Below are 20,101 nucleotides of genomic sequence, written 5' to 3' on the forward strand. Positions count from 1 at the left end.
GAGGCATTTTCATGGCGAGAAAAGGAATGCTGCTCGTATATACGGGTGAAGGAAAAGGCAAAACAACCGCTTCATTAGGTGTAACCTTACGTGCAATCGGGCGTGGGATGACTGTGAAATATTTTCAGTTTATTAAATCACCGGAACGTACATATGGGGAACAAATTGCACTTCGTAAATTAGGTGTTGAAACCGTTCAGCTCGGCATTGGTTTTACGTGGACAAAAACACCGGAAGAACATAGAGAAGCGCTAAAAAAGGCTTGGCAAACAATAAAAAAGGAATTGCAGGATGAAGCGACTGATTTACTAGTTTTGGATGAGTTAAATAATGCATTGGCAATTTCAAAATTCCCAATTAATGATGTTTTACCTTTAGAGGAAGTACTTGAAGCAATACGTAATAGACCGGCCAGAATGCATTTAGTCGTTACAGGACGTTCAGCACATCCGGACCTTATTGCAATGGCTGATCTGGTTTCAACTGTTAATGCGACAAAACATTATTACAGCGAGCAGGACGTCACAGCGATGAAGGGGCTGGAATTTTAGTGCAGGCAATCATGATTCAGGGCACCGCATCCGATGTGGGGAAAAGTGTACTATGTACAGCACTATGTCGCATTTTAGTTAATGACGGTTACCGAGTTGCTCCGTTTAAATCACAAAATATGGCGCTGAATTCGTATATTACAAAAGATGGCGGAGAAATTGGTCGTGCACAAGGGGTTCAGGCAGAAGCGGCAAAAATTGATGCAACGACAGATATGAACCCAATTTTACTGAAGCCTAAAGGGGATATGGTATCGGAAGTGATTCTGCACGGTAAACATTTTGCCAATATGGATGCGGTCAGTTATCGTGAACAATTTGTAGAGGCGGTCATGCCTGAAGTTCGTACATCACTTGAACGTTTATCGGAGAACTATGATGTTCTTGTTTTGGAAGGTGCGGGAAGTCCCGCGGAAATTAACTTGAAAAGCCGTGATATTGCCAATATGCGAATGGCCCATGAAACAGATGCGGCCGTGATTTTAGTGGCGGATATTGAACGCGGTGGTGTTTTTGCTTCCCTTGTCGGGACACTGATGTTATTGGATGATACGGAGAAAGCCCGTGTCAAAGGAATCATTATTAACAAGTTTCGCGGCATGAAAGAACTACTGACAAATGGAATCGAGTGGCTGGAAGAGTATACAGGGATCCCTGTACTGGGCGTTATTCCGTATTTCGATGTTCAAATTGAAGCAGAAGATTCAATGGCGCTATCCAGTTTGCGCTTAAAGAAGCCACAACAACACGAATTTGCGATTGATGTTGCTGTCATCCGGTTACCCCGTATTTCTAATTTTACTGACTTGGATCCATTGTTTGAAGAACCTGGTGTAGGAGTCCGCTTTGTTACCAATCTAAGTGATTTAAAAAATCCGGATGTCGTAATTTTACCAGGAACTAAAAATACGGTGGAAGATTTTTTATGGCTTCAGCAAACCGGGTTGATGCAAGGAATTTTACAATTAGCGAATCAAAATGTTTGCATCATCGGTATTTGTGGGGGTTATCAAATGCTAGGTGAGCTCATTCGTGATGAGCAGGCGGTTGAAAGCACTGGCGGAACGTATTTAACTTTAGGTTTGCTGCCGATTGAAACAACATTTATTAATAGTAAGCAAACGGTTCAAGTTTCTGGAAGAAGCTGTACAGGCCATGAGATTGAAGGCTATGAAATTCATCTAGGGCGCAGTATAGCGACTAAACCGTTGAAGCCTTTCATCCAATTTTATGACGGCCGGACAGATGGTGTGTATACGGAGCAAGTATTTGGTACATATGTACACGGGATTTTCCAAAATCGCCTATTCACACGTGATTATTTTAATACAATCCGTATACAAAAAGGGATGGAACCAATATCAGGAGATGTCTTATCTGATTATGAACGTCGCGAACAAGCCTATGAAATGCTAGACCGCCATGTACGTGAGCATTTGGATATGGAGAAGATTTATTCGTTTATTTCGGAAACCACGGTTGAAAAGAGGTGAAGTTGATGGCTGTTTTACATGGGCCACTTGCGATTGATTTTGAGCAGCTCTGGAAGGAAGGGATGCTGGACTGGCATGGAAATATGCCGGAACGGATGAAAAATGATGCGTTGGAAGAAGCCTTTTGGGCACAATCGATGCAAAAAAAATCCTATAAACAAACGGATGCACATGCCGTTCCGATTTATGAAAAGATTCGTCAATACATACCACAGGGTGCAAGCTGTCTGGAAATGGGACCCGGTTGGGGGAATTATACATTTCCTTTAAGAGAAGATGTCGGAAAACTGACATTGGTTGATGGATCAAAAAGTGTTTTGGACTATCTGCAGCAGTATTTCATAGAAGACGATGCGGTACACTTTGTCCATGCAAAATGGGAAGAAGCCGATGTTGAACAACATGATATAGTGATCGGAGTCAATTGCTATTACCGAATATATGAGATGAATAAGGCATTGCTGAAAATGAATAATCGTGCAAAGAAAAGGGCGATCATCGGTTTAACAACAGGACCGATTCAACCGCATTATGATGTTTTAGCAAAAGAATATCATTATCAAATTAAATATCCTAGACGTGATTATATTGAAATTTTAAATATGCTGTATCAGCTCGGTATTTATGCTAATTGTGAGATGCTGCCATTAGAGCGTGTTTATTACTATGATAATTATGAAGCACTCTATGTGGCACAAAGTAAAAAGATACTATCGAATCCGTTTGATTCAGAGCATGTTAAAGAGGTACTTGCCCGATTCGTTACAAAGGAGGAAGGCAAGATTGTTTACCGACATAAATTTTATGCAGCCATCATCAGTTGGGAGCCGGTAAACTTCTATGAATAAAAAGAAATTTTGGTTATGGATGCCTATTTTAATCGTTGTGCTCGCAATATCGATTATTGGCGCAATTATGGTAGGTTCTGTAGGAATTACACCCCAGTTAATTATTGAGGTTTTACTTTATAAAACCGGTATTTTAAATGAAACAAATGCATCAAATGCGCAACAAGTCATCATTTGGGAAATTCGGGTACCCCGCGTATTATTGGCACTTTTAGTTGGGGCTTCATTAGCAATATCGGGTGCAGCAATCCAGGCTCTAGTAAAGAATTCCATTGCAGATCCATACATACTCGGTGTATCCTCGGGTGCTTCTGTCGGAGCAACTTCGGTAATTTTATTCGGTGCATTTAGCTTTTTCGGAGTGTTTGCTTTATCGCTTGCCGCTTTTTTTGGTGCGATATTAGCTGTATTGATTGTCTTTATGCTTGCGCGGGTGAGTGGGAAAACTTCAATGATTCGATTGTTGCTTTCGGGAATTGCGGTTTCCATGGTGTTAGGAGCGATGACCAACTTTATGTTAATGATTTCCAAAGAACAAGGCGGTGTTCAGGCCGTCATGTTTTGGATGCTTGGTAGTTTAGGTGGCGCAAAGTGGTCAAATCTCGGAATACCTTTTGTTACTTTTTGTATCGTCTTCCCATTATTACTACTAAGCTATCGTCAATTGAACGTACTGTTGCTAGGTGAAGAAACAGCATCGACATTAGGAATTAATATTGAACGCTTCCGGCTGTTTATTATCATCATTGTGTCCTTACTAACCGGTGTTGTCGTTGCTGTTAGCGGAAGTATCGGGTTTGTCGGTCTCATTGTTCCGCATATTGTGCGCATGATTGTCGGCTCCAATTATAAAGTGGTTTTACCGCTAAGTGCGCTGCTTGGGGCAATTCTTATTATATGGGCTGATATGGGTGCACGAATTGCAATAGCACCCGAAGAAATGCCGATTGGAATTATTACCGCATTATTTGGCAGTCCGTTCTTTATTTGGATGCTTCGTCGCGAGCGTTATGCATTTGGGGAAGGAGAATGAAATGATCCAGCTACATCAAGTTGAATATTCGGTGGATGATAAGAATATTTTAAAAAACATTTCTTTGGAAATCGTCGAAGGTAAATTTATAGGGATTATTGGTCCAAATGGTAGTGGTAAATCCACGATGCTTAAAATTTTGTACCGACATCTAAAACAATCATGGGGAAAAGTAACTTTACATGAACAGGAAGTTTGGGATATTTCCCCGAAAAAACTGGCAAGACAAATGGCTGTCGTTAGCCAGGAGTCAACTGTCTTATTTGATTTTACTGTAAGAGATTTGGTGATGATGGGACGTACCCCTTATAAAGGCTGGCTTAGCGCGGATAACTCAGAAGATGTGTCGATTGCCGATAGAAGTATGGAATTAGCCAATGTCGCCCATTTAGCCAATCGTACACTAAGTAATTTATCGGGTGGAGAGAAAAAGCGGGTCATGCTCGCACGTGCATTAGCGCAGCAGGCAACTATTCTCGTATTGGATGAACCGACAAACCATTTAGATATTGAACACCAGCTCCATTTAATGGATTTAGTCAAAGATTTACCGATTACGATTATTGCTGCGTTACATGATTTAAATTTAGCTGCAGCGTATTGTGATGAGTTAATTGTTATGAACGATGGAACATTACATATTCAAGGTACACCGGAAAATGTATTAACGACAACGATGTTAAAAGAAGTATTTAAAATTGATGCAGGGATTTCCAAAAATCCGTTCACAGAGAAAATGCATTTATTTTTTTATACGAATACATCACTAGATACATAAGGAGAAGAAAATGAAAATACGTAAAAATATTTGGGCACCGTTTGCCCTGGCATCAGCATTAATTTTAGGGGCATGTTCAGGTGATGAACAAAGTGAAAGTATAAAACAAGCAACAGCAGATTCGGATGAAACGGTACAGGCAGTAACAATTGAGAATGAAGGCATGTCCATTACATATGAAGAGGTTCCAAAAAAAGCGATTTCCATTAACCAGCATGTAACGGAAGTGATGCTTGCACTTGGCTTGGAAGATTCGATGGTAGGCACAGCATACTTAGATGACCAGATTTATCCTTCACTACAAGAAGCATATGACCAAGTTCCGGTACTGGCTGAACAATATCCTTCGAAAGAGCAGGTTATCTCGACAGAAGCCGATTTCATTTACGGTGGTTGGGCAAGTGCATTTAATGAGAAAAACTTAATGTCCCGTGAAGAATTAGAACAATTGGGAATCGGCAGTTACTTACAGTCTTCCTCTGTAAAAGTAGCTCCGGAGTTAGAGGATATTTACACGGATATTCGTAATATCGCAAAGATCTTTCGTATTGAAGAGCGCGGTGAAACGTTAATTTCAGAAATGAATGCAGATATTGAAAAGATTAAAGAAAAAGTTCCTGCGGTGGAGAAGCCAATCGATGTCCTAGTATTTGATAGTGGTGATAAAGATGTATTTACAGCAACGCAAAACTTTATGAACACGCTCGTGAAAATGGCAGGAGCAAATAATATTTTTGGTGATATCGAAAAAAACTGGGCAACGGTTTCAAAAGAAGATGCCGTTGAGCGTAATCCTGAGGCCATCATTGTCATCGATTACGGTTCTACAACAGCTGAAGAAAAAATTAATTTCCTGAAAAATGATCCGGCATTGAGCCAAACGCCGGCAGTACAAAATGAGCGTTTTGTTGTTCTACCATTATCGGCTGCATCAGAAGGTGTACGAGTGGCAGAAGCGCTTGAAATTATCGTAAAAGGTCTTTACCCTGATTCATTCTAACCTTGCTAAATCAAAGGGGTTCAACCAGTGCTAAAAGGGCGTAATTGATGAATGGGAGCTGTGTATCTATGCAAGAATATGCTAAGAAAAATTTCGAGAAGGCGTTGCAGCTGCCGATGCCGAACAAGACTTTTGCTAAGTTAAAAGCAATGGATGACTATGTAGCATTAATTGTACGACCAGGTTTAATAAACAAACATTTAACAAGTGATCAGCTGATTGTGTTAGCGAATCTTGAAAAATCTGGCGCTGTAAAATATTCTGCCGGCCATAGTTTTATCGTTACGGTCCATCGTTCGAATGTTGAGCAGGCAATGGAAAAATTAACGGAAGTGAATTTGTATGTGGCTTCGCAAACACCAAGTGCTTTATTCAAATGTTGTGACTTTTGTGATGGGGATTTGTTAGACGGTTTCCCACTTGCAAAGGACTTACTGGAACAAGTTGAACAAATGCCATTAAAAAATAGAGTACGCATCGGCTTTAATGCATGTACTAAAGCATGCTATAACGCAGTACAGGATGACCTGGCACTCATTTTCCATAATGGCAAAGTTGATGTTTACGGAGGCGCAATTCCTATGGGAAGACGTGCCAGTTCCGGGCATCTATTGGTGAAAAAAGTACCGGAAAATCAAGTGATCGATCTTGTGAAAGACATATTAGGGAAGTACAATGCGTCATCAACTGAGAAGTTTGCCGCGTTCGTGCACAAAAATAAAGCTTATTTTGAACAACTACAAGAAGGAGGACTCTATGACAACTTGGAATTTAAACCAAATGCAGCGACATCTATTAATTTGTAACGGGGCTACTTGTATGGGTGCCGGTGCAGAAGAAGTAACACAGCAAATCCGGGATGAAATACGTAAAAATCGTTTAGATGAAATGATTCATACATCACGTACTCGATGTAATGGGCGATGTAAAGATAAATGTGTTGTTATTGATTATCCGAAAGGGACATGGTATTCCGTTCAAAACGAGGAAACCTCGCGGGCAATTGTACAGGATACCGCTGAAGAAACATCCATTATTTATTCGGTGGAACACGGGGAAAGAATCCGTCATGAGAATCGAATAAAAGGGATTGATAAATATAAAAAAGGAAGAGGACCAATGAAAAAGGCAGTTCTATTTGTTGGACATGGAAGCAGAGTAGAAGCAGGAAATGAGGAGGTACGTCAGTTTGTCGAGCAGATGAAAACGTACATTGATCCAGCACTTCTTGTTGAGACTTGTTTTTTAGAGTTTGCTGTCCCGAATATAGAAGATGGAATTCAGCTATGTATTGAAAAGGGTGCGGATGAAGTTCATGTTATTCCGATCATTTTATTGCATGCAGGACATTCAAAACTGCATATTCCAGCCGAAATCGAACATGCTAGAGAGCATTTTCCGGATGTTCGGTTTACATATGGTCAAACAATTGGGATTCACGAAGAAATTTTTGAGATTCTTAAGTCTCGATTAGCTGAAGTCGGCTTCAATCCTGATGAAAAATATGAAGACACAGCTATTTTACTTATTGCGCGTGGAGGTAGTGATCCATATGCAAACGGTGATTTCTATAAAATTACCCGCTTGTTATGGGAAAAACTAGACGTTCCAATTGTAGAAAGCGCATTTATGGGCGTAACGACACCATCTGTGGAGCAAGGAATCGAGCGTTGTATAAGACTTGGAGCAAAAAAAATTGTAATGCTTCCATACTTCTTGTTTACAGGAGTGTTGATGGAAAGAATGGCTAAGATGGTCGAGCAGTTTACAGAGCAGTATGAAGACGTTGATTTTTTACTTGCAAATTATTTCGGCTACCATCCGAATTTAAAGAAAGTATTGCTGGAGCGCATGGAACAGGCCCTGGACGGTACATCAACAGGTATGATCGATTTAGAGAATTTCCGCAAATATGCAGAAGAACATGGATATGAACACCACCATCATCATTAATGTTAAAATTTATCCAGAGCATTGAATGTGCTCTGGAATTTTCATTTCATATCAAACGAAAATAAAGGAGCGAGGGGCACGATGTATTTTATTATTTGTGTAATCGCAGTGCTCATCGATTGCATTGTTGGGGATCCAAAAAAATGGACGCATCCCGTCATTTATATTGGCAACGTGATTTCGTTTTTTGAGAGGAAATGGAATAACGGCAGTAACTGTAGAAGACGGTTCAAAGGCTTTTTAACGGTTTTTCTCACGGTAAGTATTACAACCGGCTCGGTTTTTTTTATTGTCTTTCTTGCAATGAAAGTACATATTCTTCTTTGGCTTGCAGTTGAAATCTTTTTGATTAGTTTAGCCCTAGCCCAGAAATCATTAAAAGAAGCGGCGATGCTCGTTTACGATAGCTTGAAAGCGAATGATTTACCCGAAGCAAGGAAATATTTAAGCTGGATCGTGGGACGTGATACGAATCATTTGGATGAAGCCGAAATTGTAAGAGGTGTCATTGAAACAGTCTCGGAAAATACGAGTGATGGTGTAACGGCTCCGCTTATGTATGCGTTATTTTTCGGGGCAACCGGTGCATGGTGCTATAAAGCGATTAATACACTGGACTCGATGATTGGCTATAAAAACGAACGCTATGCGGATTTCGGATATGGTGCAGCTAAATTGGATGATGTTGCGAATTATGTGCCTAGCAGAATTTCGGGGTGGTTCCTTATAATATTTACAAAATGTCATACGGCACAACCATTCAAATACCGTTATAAAAACTGGCTAAAAGATGCAAAAAAACATCCAAGCCCGAACAGCGGATATTTGGAAGCAGCTACTGCCGTTCAGTTAGGAATCCGATTAGGCGGGTTTAATCGTTATGGTGGTGTGGAATCATTTAGAGCTTATATGGGTGAACCTGACAATACGATGCAGAAAATACATATTAAAAAAGCGATCCGGCACATGTATGTTTGTACATGGTGTGTTGTGATAACAGGGGGAATATTGTATGCAATTGCCCGCACATGGGGCTAATGCAGCCGCGTTATATAAAGCGATGAATTTACATATGCCAGACAAAGTCATTGATGTAAGCGAAAATGTTAATCATCTCGGGTATCCGAAGCTAGTAAAGCAACAGTGGGCGAATTTGATAGAGAAAATAGCGGGGTATCCGCATGAACAAGCGGAACCGTTTCGCTCGCAAGCGGCGGATGTACACCAAGTGGCAGCACAACACGTTGTCGTTACAAACGGTGCAGCAGAAGGCTTAATGGCTTTGGCGCAGCTTTTCAATGGACAGGAGATTGCTCTGTTACAGCCTTCCTTTTCGGAGTATGCGAGAACATTAACACAGCAGGATTGTGTCATTCATTCTATTTTAGCTGAGAATATTGAAACATTTAGGTTTAATGAAGAAATACTGGAGAAAAAGCTGAAAAATGTTCATGCCTGCTATATTTGTAATCCGAATAATCCTACAGGCGTATTATTGAAAAAACATTGGATTGAACAGTTGATTAAAAAGTACCCACACTGTAATTTTGTTGTCGACGAAGCGTTCATGGACTGGACCGATGAATCGGAGAGCGTTGTTTCATTGGTAAACACCTATTCCAATTTATTTGTCGTACGATCCATGACAAAAATGTATGCACTGGCAGGAGTTCGTCTCGGTTATGTCATCGGGCAACATGCAGAAAAAGTCCGTCATTACTTGCCGCACTGGAATGTGAGTGCGATTGCAAATGAAATCGGCTGTCTCTGTTTACAAGACAAGGATTTTGTGAAGGAATCTCGTGAAAAGAGCAGTAAATTACGAAGTCAGATGGTGAAGGACTTAAAATTAATTGATTGTAAAGTATCAAATAGTGCAGCGAATTTCTTATTGTTCCAATTACCGAAACAATATAATCCGGATGAATTTTTTAAATATTTGTTAGAGCAGGGAATCGTTTTACGCCATACAAAAAACTATGTCGGCTTGGACGGCGCATGGTTTCGAATCGCTGTCAAAAGTGAAGAAATCTGGACAAAATGCAAGGATGAAATAACGAATTATGTCAAAAATCATTAACTACTACCGTCATGGTGAAACAGTGTGGAATAAAGTAGGGCGGCTGCAAGGATGGCTTGATTCGGATTTAACGACAAAAGGAGTTGAACAGGCAATGTCCGTTAACTGGAATCCTGAGATCGTATTCTCCAGTGACTTGAAGCGTGCAGTGCAAACAGCCCGTCTCATGTTTCCGGACCACACCATTCATAAAAATGAAAATTTGCGTGAAATCAACTTGGGACATTGGCAAGGCAGCTATATTAAGAACCTTCAACAGGATGAACAGTATTGTTGCTATATGAATTCACCTGAACTGTTTATCAATACGACTCAGGAATCCTTTAATGAAGTAACCAACCGGATGCTCAGGTTTCACCAGTATTTGTTAAAGTTACCGTATGAGAGAATCGCTGTCGTTTCGCACGGTGTTGCAATTGCCTGTTTGATTTCCGCACTTCATAAACAGCCTTACAACCAGCTATGGGGTTATCTGTTGGATGGTGGTGCTTGTTTTTCGATAGAAGGGAAAAGTGAACAATTACATAAAGATATTTTTATACAGTAATGATGGGGGAGAGCAATGATTTACGATGTTTGTGTAATCGGTGGTGGTCCTGCCGGGATGTTCAGTGCATTTTATAGTGCATCTAGAAGGATGAACACTGTATTAATTGAAGGTAATCATGAACTAGGCGGACGACTTAATTTATTTTTGGACTATAAAATTTATGATATTCCTGGTCAATTTGGTGTTTTAGCGCGTGATTATAAACAAGCGCTGATCGAACAGTTAAAAGTAAGTAAAGCTAATGTGTTACTTGGAGAAATTGTTGAGGAAATTGAAAATATTGACGAGTTGTTTTATGTAATGACAACACAGCAAACCATACTAGCTAAAACTATCATAGCGGCAACCGGCAATGGATTTAGTGAGGTAAAAAGAATCGAACATGCACATATGTCGAAAAAAATACAGTATGACCCGCCAGCTTTCCAACAATATGATGGACCTATTGCAGTAATCGGACATACACCGATGGCAGCGGATTGGGCAATTCGGTTAATGGGTTATGGTAATGCGGTTACATTATATACCGACAAAGAGCTGAATTTACAGCCTATTTTAATGGACGGGCTTGCAAACAATAACATTCCAATTTATAAATTCTCGGATTTTAATGACCGGGCATATGAAGCTGTCTTTTGTCATATTGGTGCAAAAAAACGGACCATTGAATTCAAAGGACGAATAGAGCAAAGAGATAATGGTTTAACGAATTTTCCCGGATATTTTGTAGCAGGGGATGCTCGCTATGAGCAAGGCAAACTGAAACTCATCCACGGGGCAACACATGATGCAATGCAAGCAGTTAATGCGGCCTTTCAATATATACACGAAGGTGCGAATTACCAGCCGATAGTTTCAACACATGACCCGATATTTAAAGAATGGCTAAAATGAACTTATTAAATAAGAAGAAACGCTATACCAGTTTTTTGGTATAGCGTTTCTTTTAGAATTAAAACGTATCATCAGTTATAGGGGCTACATTACTAATTGTTAGAATTTTTAATTATTTTCATTTACAATTTAGGTGAGAATATCTTGATATAAAAATTACGAATAAAGGTTGGTGAATGATTTATGAAAACAGTTACTGAGGAGAAATCTATTGCTAAGTTATTTCCAGAACTTCTTGTTGAATGGGATTTTTCTAAAAATGCAACTATTATCTCTCCAACTGAAGTTTCTAAAGGTTGTAATTTAAAGGTATGGTGGATTTGTCCAGAAAATCATTCTTATGAAAAAAACAATGGAGCTTAGGCTAAGGAGCTTTGGTATGTTGATTTTTCGAGTGCACAAAAGAACTCGCACAAACAATGTTAAATGGTTAGATCTTAACTTTTCTTATGTTCCAAAGTCAAAGGTTGTTAAACCAATGTAAGTAATCTCCCAATTTCAAGAGAGAGAAAAAGCGAGGGAAAGAAAATGAAAAAAGGAATATATGCTTTGGTGATTAATGGGAAATATTATATTGGAAAAGATCATTTAATTGAAAAAGAAAAAAGAATTAAAGATCATATTAATTTATTACTAAAAGGAGAGCATTATAATCGTTATTTACAAAAGGCATTCGATAAGTATGGGGATATTCAGACATATATCATCGCTACATATGAGAATATTTCAAAGGAAGGTCTCTCAGTAGAAGAACGCAGATTTATTCAAAAATATGATTCTTATAAAAATGGTTATAATCTAACCTTAGGTGGAGAAGGTGGACATGGTTTAATAATTACCGAAGAACGTAAGAGAGAAATGTCTCAACGAATTACAGGGGAGAAAAATCCAATGGCAAAACTAACTAATGAACAATTTTTTGAATTAGTAGATTTGTTTGTCAGTGGAAAGAGCAATAAATTCATCGGAGAATTATATGATTTGCATGATAGATATGTTTCACTTATTCGTCATAAACATAGATTTAAAACTTTATGGGCTCTAGTGGAAAATTACATCCCTACCAAATCAAATGATGTTGCTGAGTTGTTAGGTAATGTCACAGAAGAAGAGTTTTTAATGATAGTAGAGGAAATGTTAGAGGGAAAAACTAATGCTGAAATTGAAGAAATCCATACACTGCCATCTGGCACAGCAAGTCGAATACGTAATCGGAAGTTATATAATAATTGGTGGGAGAAACACTTTTCTGAACGTGAGTGTATAGATAATAAGATAAAAGTGGCTCATCAGCGAGAAGTAAAAAGGAAATTAGTTGAAAATGGAAAGAGAATGAAGGGAAAAGGAATTTCAGAATCGACTCGTAATACAATGATGAAGAACAATGGAAAAAGCAAAGGTATAATTATAGATGATGTGTTTTATCATTCAATGATGGAAGCTGAACGACAGCTACGTATAAATCGTAAAGTTATTGCTAAAAGGCTAAAAGATAAGGCATACCCTAATTTTATAGAGGTTCAGATAAAGAAAACTCCTAAAGGGGAGTTTTCACATAATTCGAGGAAGAGTAAACGAATTTGCGTTGATGGGATTGAATACGCTTCAATAATGGAAGCGAGTCGTCAGCTAGGTATCCCGAATAGAACTATATCAGAAAGAGTTAAGAGTGAGTCCTTTTCGAATTATAAGTTCATTGAAGTTGGAGAAAATCCTTTATCTAAAAAGGCAAGAAAGGTACTTATTGACGGTATTGAATATCAGAGTGTTAATTTTGCTTCAACAATATTAAGTATAGATAAAAATATACTAGTGAGAAGATTAGTTAGCGAAGCGTATCCTACTTATAAATATATCGAAAATGTCTGAATTAGATTTCTGATTTTAAAAGTAAGCGTCAAATAGCGGCCACCTAGTTTTAGGCAGCCGCTATTGTTATGTTATCTATATAGTTCGTTTTGGTACGTGGCAGTTGGTCGGAATTTTATCTGACCAAGGCATCAACGCATCTAACGCTGCGTCGTCTGTTCGTTCAATTAACGGCAGCTGTTCCAAGACATACGTTAAATATTTCAGCGGATCGAGTTGGTTCTCTTTGGCTGTTTCTACAATACTGTAAATGACAGCACTAGCCTTTGCGCCTTTTGGAGAACTCGCAAATAACCACGCCTTGCGACCGATAACGAACGGTTTAATCGAACGTTCGCCTCGATTATTATCTAACTCTAGACGACCATCCTTTAAAAATACCACGAGTTTTTGCCACTGATTTAAACAGTATGTAATGGCTTCACCTAATTTTGTTTTTGGTGCGACACGGGCTTTTTCTGTTTTTAGCCATACTAAAAAATCATCTAATACAGGTTTACTCTGCTTCAGACGTTCATCGTAGCGACGTTCAGGTGTACAGTCGTCCATTTTATTAATCTTTTTGTCGATCGCAAATAAACGATTACAGAATTGAAGGCCTATTTTTGCGGCACATGGCTGCTCTGTATTTTGTAGATTTGCTGGTAAGGATTTCAGTGCTTCATCATATTTTCGACGCGCGTGCGCCCAGCACCCGACCAACTCGACATTTTTCAAGTCGTGATAACCTGCATATCCATCGACATGGAGATAACCTGAAAAACCTTGTAAAAATGCTTTGGGATGTTTACCCGAGCGTGTAGTTTGATAGTCATAAAGCACGATGGGCGCTACTTCTCGACCTGTTCGATACATCCACATAAACGATTTGCTTGTCGCAGCGCGACCAGGTTCATTTAATACTTGTAAACTGGTCTCATCCGCATGGGCAATATCCTCTTGTAGTAGTTTTTTATGAAGATGATGATATAAATGGATAAGCCATGTGTTCGCCCCATACATCATCCAGTTCGCCATCGTTTGACGTGAGAGTGAAATGCCCATTCGCTCTAATTGTTTTTCTTGTCGATAAAGCGGAAGACCTTCACAATATTTTTGGCTCATCAAATAAGCCATCGCTGATGGCGAAGCTAAGCTACCTGGATACATAGGCGCTGGCATTTTCGCTGTGACGATAGGTGTTTCTGTTCCTTCTTTTTCACAATGACGGCAGCTGTAAATGTGTTGAACATGTTCGACCACTTCGACTTGTGCCGGAATGATTTTCAATTCACGACGGATTTGTGTACTCATTTCGTGTGTCTTTTCACCGCAACACAAACAAACCTGCTCTTCTTCGCTTAAACGATAGTGAATCGTTTCGACAGGCAAGTTTTCTAACATCGCTTCGATTTGACCCGAACGCTTTTTACGTTTATAGGTAACCGTTTCAAGCGTCGGTTCTTCGACCGTGTTATCTGACGTCATTTCCATTTCATTGAATAGCGTCAGCGTAAGTTGATCTTGGTTGGTTTTTTCACTTGAAGCACCATACTTCTTTTGTTGGCTCAGGCGGAACTGTGCTTCCCACCAGTTGAGTTTAGCCAGTAGGGCTTCATTTTGTTTTTCCAACGCCGCATTCTTTTTTGCGAGTTCTTCAATTGTAAGTGTTGGAGTAAGTTCGATTTTTACCATAGATAAAGAAATTCGACCTGATTAGCCGAATTCCTTTTTCAAATGACAACTTTAGCAGAAATCTTCATATGTGAGGATTTTTGATTCATAGGTAACCCTTCGAGTAACCATTTAAATTGCCTGCCTGAAATTTTCAATGGCGTAGTCGCTTCATCGGGCCAGTCAAACAGGCCATCTTCTAAACGACGATAAAAGAGCCAAAATCCATTATGGTCCCAGTGAAGGATTTTTAATTTATCCTTTTTTCGGTTACAGAATACAAAGAGATGCGATGAAAAGGGATCAAGCTGAAAGCTTTCTTGTACAATTGCAGCGAGACCATCCACGGATTTCCGTAAATCTGTTGGTCCACACGCAATGAACACTTGATCCATTCTTAAATTAGTGAACATGATGTTGGACAACCTGAAGGACTTTCGTTAAAGTCGCTTCATCAAAATCGGGTGGACAGTCAATGGTGATGCCATTTAATTTAATCGTAATGGGAATCGTTTCAGGTAGAACAGGCTCTTGTACAACAACAGGTAACCACTGAGCAGGTTGAATTTTTGTCTGCGTCCGTGATTTACGCAGCCACTGATACATACTTTGAACAGGTACATTTTCTTTTGCGCACCAAGCAGCAACGCTTGCTTCACCACTCGTGTGGAAAGCTTGAATACGAGATTGCCACATCAGCTGACGTTCTGATCGTTTCATAAAAAAACCTCCAACTTCATTCATTGTCATGATTGTCTCATGGCCATTGAATTCGTTGAAGGTGTGCTATATTTGGCGCTTACTTTTAAAAGAGATTATGGAATTACAAATTGCTTAAGGGCGCATTTATAAGCAAATTGGATTTCAGGATATTGGTTTTTGGTCAATAATTCGTTATGAAGAGGGAAAATAAGGGGGGCAAAAATTATGAGAATTTTATTAGCAGAACAACCAATTTAAATCAATACCTATGATATTGATGCGATGGGCATTGTCAGTAATATTGTGTACGTGCGGTGGTTTGAGGATCTACGCATGGCTTTTTTAAATAATCATTATCCATTGGCAGACATGATGGCTGTGCAAATTTCACCAATCTTGAAAACAGAAATAGAATACAAAGTTCCTTTAACAATTTTTGATAAACCGGTCGGACGGTGTTGGATGGTGAAAATCGGACAATCCAGCTGGGAAATGGAGTTGGAGATTACTACCGAGAAGCATGTTCATTGTATGGGGAAACAATTCGGCTGATTTTATCATTTAGAAAAGAAAAAGGTTGCGAAGATTCCGGAACCATTAAAGAAGCTTTTTGAAACAAGCAGTAAATAGTTAAATTAGGAGATTGCAAAAGAAGAATATAAAGATGATTATTCATTTTTACAATAAGCAAGAATTGATCTAATTTGAAAAAAACGCTATGGACCATGACCAAACCATAGCGTTTTAATTTTAAAACTTAAATGTATCATCCGTAATAGGGGCCACTTTAGCCACCGCGTAAGTTGCTCCTTTTTGACTGAAGAAATCATAGGTGGACCCAGTATTGGAAATTCCGTTCATGACAACCGGGTTGACTTCCTCGTCAGGGAACATCGTGTCGAGCCCCAAGTTCATAAGCGCTTTATTCGCATTGTAGCGTACGTATTTTTTAACTTCGGGAGATAGTCCCGTTTCTGCGTATAAATCATCGGTATACTTCATTTCATTCTGATATAAATCGAGTAAATATTCATAGCCCCACAAAGTTAGCTCCTGCTGTTTTTCTGTTGAGAACGTTTTGAAAATGTTCTGGGCGAAAAAGCCGACTGCTACTCCGTGGATTGATTCGTCCATTTTGTTTCAAGTAAGTTCGTCATTCTTACTTCTGCTTTATGCAGCTTATAATTTCTTATAAGATCAGATCATATCATATATAGCTTTTGCTATATCTCTCCGCTTCGGATACCATTCTTGACTTGTATCCTACTCTACTCGCTTCCATGTAAAAACATGTGCTTTCGATGACCGTTGCACCTTATTGATAGTTTTCAATCTCTTAACTATCAATCTTGGCTCAGGATTGTCCTCGACTAAACGTTAGGATGTTCCCTGAATTCAAAGAGTTTTACTTGCGCCACGATATTAACGCAAGATTAAGCTAATCACTTCCGCACTGTTTCGCAGTACACCCTGTCCTCCTAAATAAAGAGGGTAGAAGAAGCCGGAATAGAATAAGAAGCTTTCCAGTATAACTGAAGCGAACATTGCTTTCCATAAGCTTTCCGGGTCATCTTCTTTTATAGCGGTGTATACTTCACCAATGCGATATGCTTTATATTGAAGAAACTCATTTTTTTGTACCCACTCGAAAACTTCGTCGATTTCAGTATTTGTGCATAGTGTTGTAAAAATATATGAATAAGACTTTGCGTGAATTGCTTCAAACGATCCGAATACGGTTAACACCGCTTTCTCCTGAAAATCGGGAGTGTACTTGGCGATTTCATTCATGCCGATGTTCGTTTGTACCGTATCAAGCAATGTCAGGCCGCCGAACACTTTTTTATATGTATCCTGATGTTCGAATTCCTTCCATTGTTTGACGTCTTTACTGACTGCAATTTCTTCGGGAAACCATATTTGTTTCCATTGCTGGTCCCAAAAAATGCGAGCGAGCTCACTCGTAGGGGTATTCCAGTTGACGGCTTTATACGTTAAATTTGACATGCGACACACTCCTCAATTGTAAGTAAACGTTGGCGTACGTAATAAACGGTTTTAATACCTTTCGTCCACGCATAAATATAAGCTTTTGCCAATTGTTCTGTGTTCCACTGGTCCGTCACGTATAGTGTCATGGAAATCCCCTGGTCGACATGCTTTTGCGCGGCTGCGTAAAGGTCGATCAGTTCATACGGGTTTACTTCATAGGCTTCGGTATAAAGTTCTTGGTTATCATTCGTTAAAAATGGCATCGGATAAATTGTTCGACTGTCCGCATAATCACGAACTTCCACGCGTTCTGTAACAGGGGCGATGGAAGCGGTACAGCTGCGGATGTAGGAGATACTGCCTGTCGGAGCGATCGCCAATCTATACGAGTGGAATAATCCATGCTCCAATACATCAGCCTTCAACTGTTGCCACATATTTTTTGTAATAACCGGTGTACCCCCAAGTGCTTTAATCACTTCAGGTGTAAGTTCTTTTTCTTCTTTATTTATATAAGTTTCAAAGTAAACACCGCTCGCATATTCACTTTCCTCAAATCTATAAAACGTTTCGTTCTTTTGCTTCGCGATTTCCATTGATGCTTTTAATGAGTAATAGTTCAGTGCTTCCATAAATGCATCGATAAATTCAATCGAATCTTTGGAACCATAACGGATTCCACTTTGTACAAGGTGTCCATGCAAGTTCATAACGCCCAATCCGACAGAGTGCATCACTTTGTTCGCTTTCGACACAGAAGGGACGTTGACGATATCGGTCATCGTTGAGACATTAGTCAATAGACGCATTGCTGTATCGACAAGCTGTCCGAAATCCTGAACTTTCGTTGCTTCGTGAATGTCAATCGAACCTAAGTTACAAGAAACATCGAGACCATATTCATTCGGCTCGTTTTGGTCGGTGATAATACTTGTTTGTTGGTACTGTAAAATTTCTGTCCTCTATGTTCATTTAGAATCGCTACTTCTAAACCGATTTCTCAGCTATATGTTGCCATATAGAGCAGACTATTTCATCACCTTCAGCTTTACCTGCTAAGGTGCTCCGCGTTTCCCTTTATGTTTTATCCCTATTTTGCATTCGGGCCTCGCTTGAGGGGTACTCTACTCGCTTCTTCACTAGAGTTTTTCATCTAGCTATGCTTTCGATAGTCGTTAGACATTTTATTATTCAAGGCGTTTATAATTGGGGAATTTATCACTATTTAATCTAGTATTTAAGGTTGTTTTACTAATATTTAATTTTTTTAAAGCTTCATTTTGCCCATTATAGATGATATTATCAACTTCAATTTTTTTGGTTTTAGTATGTGAAGTATATCTTTCTTTTGGGTGTTTTGGGAACAATCTCTTATAATTGGGAAATTTAGAACTGTCCAATCTATAGGCTATTGTAGTTATTCCTATCCCTAGATTAAATGATACTTCAGAAAGGCTTTTATAATAAATATCATCTATTAAGATTGCACGAGAATTAGCTTGTTTTACTGATTCAATCATTCTTTTGGTTTTAGGTTTTCCATATTGATTATTCCCTTTACCAGACATTTGTTTAACTCTCATTTGTCTAATTTCTTCTTTACGAGGATTATTAGTAAAACAATCTCCACCTATTGCAGTCAATTTTAAATTGTAAAAATAAGGAGAATTTACTGCGTTAAATTGCTTGATATAATATTCTTCAAGGTTATTTAATTCATCGGAAGAATAAGCTTCTTCTAAAATGAACCTAATAAAATTTTCCTTCCCGTATTTCTTTATTGCTTTTTTTAAATATAATCCAGACCCTAAATAACTTTCCCAATTATTTTGTCTTTGATAAATACATTTCCCAATATAAGCTTTGCCATTTGCCTTATTAATTGTTATATAAACAAAACCAAATGTTTTCACTTTAAGATTACCTCCAAGTGTAAAAATTTAATTTTATAATTTATATACCCAATTTTATAGGGTGAATAATAATTTAGTACGAGATTATCTTAATAAGATTTCCCTCGTTTAACGGAGTTTTCGACTAAGATTTCTCTTAGAAGGTGCTAATTATTAACACAAATTAGACATCTTCACACGCCCGATTTCCTTTAATGGATGGGCGTTATTGACATTATCATCGAATATTTCAAACGGGTAACCTGATTCAAATTGTGCCTTTTTAATTTCCGTATATAGTTTACGGGCGTTTAATCGTTTCAATTTACGGATGTTCGGATTATCCAATAGCTCATAGTACATTTCCGTAATTGAAATTTCCGACATGCGTTTCCCGTATTCTTTATAAATATCATAAGAACTGAACAAGACGATATCTTTATCGCGACGCATCAGTTCAAAGAAAATATCCGGAAGAATAATCCCTGTAGATAGTGTAGCTAAACGGATTTTGTCGTCGGCATTTGGTTTCTTGGAAGAGATGAACGCTTCAATATCTCCGTGGAAAACATTTAAATAGACTACTCCGGAGCCGTTACGTTGCATTTTGTTACTCCACTTAATTAAAGTAGGGCTAGGTCATTTCTGCCTAGCTCTCTATGTCGCCATAGAGATCAGACTATATCTTCACTTTGCCAAAAAAGTTAACAATTGTGGAAACATCAACTCTATTGGTAAAGGCGCGGTTCGGATTAAAATATTACTAAAATAATCACTTAGTCGTTGAACCTTCAACCTTACTAGGTTGCTTGG

General features: G+C 38.8%; 21 protein-coding genes and 2 pseudogenes. 15 read left to right on the top strand and 8 right to left on the bottom strand.

Features of this window, described 5'->3' with window-relative positions; all coding sequences use genetic code 11:
* Positions 1 to 11: 11 nt before the first annotated feature.
* From MKZ25_RS07660 to MKZ25_RS07725, 14 genes are all read left to right on the top strand, one after another.
* Entirely contained in the window at positions 12 to 551 is a 540-nt protein-coding gene (locus tag MKZ25_RS07660) for a cob(I)yrinic acid a,c-diamide adenosyltransferase (protein WP_340800979.1), read from the top strand.
* Complete coding sequence (locus tag MKZ25_RS07665; RefSeq protein ID WP_340800980.1) at positions 551 to 2,044, top strand: cobyric acid synthase; 1,494 nt, start codon at positions 551 to 553, stop codon at positions 2,042 to 2,044. Before MKZ25_RS07660 ends, MKZ25_RS07665 begins: the two co-directional genes overlap by 1 nt.
* A gap of 5 nt (positions 2,045 to 2,049) precedes the next feature.
* On the top strand, positions 2,050 to 2,892 hold the full coding sequence (locus MKZ25_RS07670; protein WP_340800981.1) for a class I SAM-dependent methyltransferase: 843 nt from the start codon (positions 2,050 to 2,052) through the stop codon (positions 2,890 to 2,892).
* The gene (locus MKZ25_RS07675; protein WP_340800982.1) at positions 2,885 to 3,925 is read left to right on the top strand and encodes a FecCD family ABC transporter permease; all 1,041 of its coding nucleotides are present in this window, start codon (positions 2,885 to 2,887) and stop codon (positions 3,923 to 3,925) included. The genes MKZ25_RS07670 and MKZ25_RS07675 overlap by 8 nt, the downstream gene beginning before the upstream one ends.
* Before the next feature lies 1 nt (position 3,926).
* Complete coding sequence (locus MKZ25_RS07680) at positions 3,927 to 4,703, top strand: ABC transporter ATP-binding protein (RefSeq protein WP_340800983.1); 777 nt, start codon at positions 3,927 to 3,929, stop codon at positions 4,701 to 4,703.
* Positions 4,704 to 4,713: 10 nt separating this feature from the next.
* On the top strand, positions 4,714 to 5,703 hold the full coding sequence (locus MKZ25_RS07685; protein WP_340800984.1) for an ABC transporter substrate-binding protein: 990 nt from the start codon (positions 4,714 to 4,716) through the stop codon (positions 5,701 to 5,703).
* Between the two features lie 68 nt (positions 5,704 to 5,771).
* Positions 5,772 to 6,509, top strand: coding sequence for a sulfite reductase (locus tag MKZ25_RS07690; RefSeq protein WP_340800985.1), 738 nt, complete (start codon positions 5,772 to 5,774; stop codon positions 6,507 to 6,509).
* A complete protein-coding gene (locus MKZ25_RS07695; protein WP_340800986.1) occupies positions 6,460 to 7,656 on the top strand; it encodes a CbiX/SirB N-terminal domain-containing protein in 1,197 nt (398 codons plus the stop codon). Before MKZ25_RS07690 ends, MKZ25_RS07695 begins: the two co-directional genes overlap by 50 nt.
* 81 nt (positions 7,657 to 7,737) lie before the next feature.
* Positions 7,738 to 8,694: an adenosylcobinamide-phosphate synthase CbiB gene (cbiB, locus tag MKZ25_RS07700; protein ID WP_340800987.1), complete on the top strand. Its 957-nt coding sequence runs from the start codon at positions 7,738 to 7,740 to the stop codon at positions 8,692 to 8,694.
* Positions 8,669 to 9,736 carry a pyridoxal phosphate-dependent aminotransferase gene (locus MKZ25_RS07705; protein ID WP_340800988.1) on the top strand — a complete coding sequence of 356 codons (1,068 nt, stop codon included), beginning with the start codon at positions 8,669 to 8,671 and terminating at the stop codon, positions 9,734 to 9,736. The genes cbiB and MKZ25_RS07705 overlap by 26 nt, the downstream gene beginning before the upstream one ends.
* Entirely contained in the window at positions 9,720 to 10,283 is a 564-nt protein-coding gene (locus MKZ25_RS07710; protein WP_340800989.1) for a histidine phosphatase family protein, read from the top strand. Before MKZ25_RS07705 ends, MKZ25_RS07710 begins: the two co-directional genes overlap by 17 nt.
* Before the next feature lie 15 nt (positions 10,284 to 10,298).
* Positions 10,299 to 11,180 carry an NAD(P)/FAD-dependent oxidoreductase gene (locus MKZ25_RS07715; RefSeq protein WP_340800990.1) on the top strand — a complete coding sequence of 294 codons (882 nt, stop codon included), beginning with the start codon at positions 10,299 to 10,301 and terminating at the stop codon, positions 11,178 to 11,180.
* A 183-nt stretch (positions 11,181 to 11,363) separates the two neighbouring features.
* Complete coding sequence (locus MKZ25_RS07720) at positions 11,364 to 11,543, top strand: zinc-ribbon domain-containing protein (RefSeq protein ID WP_340800991.1); 180 nt, start codon at positions 11,364 to 11,366, stop codon at positions 11,541 to 11,543.
* Between the two features lie 165 nt (positions 11,544 to 11,708).
* Positions 11,709 to 13,049 carry a hypothetical protein gene (locus MKZ25_RS07725; protein WP_340800992.1) on the top strand — a complete coding sequence of 447 codons (1,341 nt, stop codon included), beginning with the start codon at positions 11,709 to 11,711 and terminating at the stop codon, positions 13,047 to 13,049.
* 75 nt (positions 13,050 to 13,124) lie between these two features.
* On the opposite strand, the gene tnpC is transcribed toward MKZ25_RS07725, so the two are convergent.
* The 3 genes from tnpC to tnpA are packed head-to-tail and all read right to left on the bottom strand — an operon-like array spanning position 13,125 to position 15,422.
* On the bottom strand, positions 13,125 to 14,723 hold the full coding sequence (gene tnpC, locus MKZ25_RS07730) for an IS66 family transposase (RefSeq protein WP_340800993.1): 1,599 nt from the start codon (positions 14,721 to 14,723) through the stop codon (positions 13,125 to 13,127).
* A gap of 38 nt (positions 14,724 to 14,761) precedes the next feature.
* Positions 14,762 to 15,115, bottom strand: coding sequence for an IS66 family insertion sequence element accessory protein TnpB (tnpB, locus tag MKZ25_RS07735; RefSeq protein ID WP_340800994.1), 354 nt, complete (start codon positions 15,113 to 15,115; stop codon positions 14,762 to 14,764).
* Positions 15,105 to 15,422 (bottom strand): IS66 family insertion sequence element accessory protein TnpA, encoded by a 318-nt coding sequence (gene tnpA / locus MKZ25_RS07740; protein ID WP_340800995.1) that lies wholly within the window; start codon positions 15,420 to 15,422, stop codon positions 15,105 to 15,107. The genes tnpB and tnpA overlap by 11 nt, the downstream gene beginning before the upstream one ends.
* A gap of 240 nt (positions 15,423 to 15,662) precedes the next feature.
* On the opposite strand from tnpA, the pseudogene MKZ25_RS07745 reads away from it, so the two are divergent.
* Positions 15,663 to 16,034, top strand: a pseudogene (locus MKZ25_RS07745) (acyl-CoA thioesterase).
* A 120-nt stretch (positions 16,035 to 16,154) separates the two neighbouring features.
* Here MKZ25_RS07745 and MKZ25_RS07750 read toward each other — a convergent pair.
* The 5 genes and pseudogenes from MKZ25_RS07750 to MKZ25_RS07770 all read right to left on the bottom strand — a co-directional run.
* On the bottom strand, positions 16,155 to 16,538 hold the full coding sequence (locus tag MKZ25_RS07750) for a ribonucleotide-diphosphate reductase subunit beta (protein ID WP_340800996.1): 384 nt from the start codon (positions 16,536 to 16,538) through the stop codon (positions 16,155 to 16,157).
* 288 nt (positions 16,539 to 16,826) lie between these two features.
* Positions 16,827 to 17,411 carry a ribonucleotide-diphosphate reductase subunit beta gene (locus MKZ25_RS07755; protein ID WP_445326856.1) on the bottom strand — a complete coding sequence of 195 codons (585 nt, stop codon included), beginning with the start codon at positions 17,409 to 17,411 and terminating at the stop codon, positions 16,827 to 16,829.
* On the bottom strand, positions 17,399 to 18,349 hold the full coding sequence (locus tag MKZ25_RS07760) for a hypothetical protein (protein WP_340802992.1): 951 nt from the start codon (positions 18,347 to 18,349) through the stop codon (positions 17,399 to 17,401). The genes MKZ25_RS07755 and MKZ25_RS07760 overlap by 13 nt, the downstream gene beginning before the upstream one ends.
* Positions 18,350 to 18,583: 234 nt before the next feature.
* Positions 18,584 to 19,309 carry a GIY-YIG nuclease family protein gene (locus MKZ25_RS07765; protein WP_340800997.1) on the bottom strand — a complete coding sequence of 242 codons (726 nt, stop codon included), beginning with the start codon at positions 19,307 to 19,309 and terminating at the stop codon, positions 18,584 to 18,586.
* A gap of 156 nt (positions 19,310 to 19,465) precedes the next feature.
* Positions 19,466 to 19,906, bottom strand: a pseudogene (locus MKZ25_RS07770) (ribonucleotide-diphosphate reductase subunit alpha); the annotation flags it as partial.
* Positions 19,907 to 20,101: the final 195 nt, after the last annotated feature.

This window comes from Solibacillus sp. FSL W7-1464 (assembly GCF_038004425.1).
In the GTDB taxonomy this organism is placed as follows: Bacteria; Bacillota; Bacilli; order Bacillales_A; family Planococcaceae; genus Solibacillus.